Genomic DNA, 270 nt, shown 5'->3' with positions numbered 1-270 from the left:
AAGCCAATCAGCAATCTACTTCACTAAGTTCTTATTTCTTATAGAATGGGAGACATTCGAACATGGATAATGAACAAAAGTTACTCCAACTCTCCGCTAAACTTTATCAATTTTTAGAACACGTTCCAAAGGGAGAGAAACGAGACGGATTTCTTCAAGAAGTGGATCGTCAGTTGGATGAACGGGGGAAACTCCTTGATGTATTAGGTCAAGCAGGAATCCAATTAAACGCGCAAAATAAAGTCCATAGGATGCTTCTCGACTTAGATA

The 270-nt window shown here is 38.9% G+C and carries 1 pseudogene; it reads left to right on the top strand.

The annotated features are described in order from the left end of the window. Positions 1-62 precede the first annotated feature (62 nt). Positions 63-270: pseudogene (locus SB749_RS19565) on the top strand (flagellar protein FliT); the annotation flags it as partial.

This window comes from Brevibacterium sp. SIMBA_078 (assembly GCF_046534565.1).
Lineage (GTDB): Bacteria > Actinomycetota > Actinomycetes > Actinomycetales > Brevibacteriaceae > Brevibacterium.
This window is presented reverse-complemented; position numbering and strand designations above follow the sequence as displayed.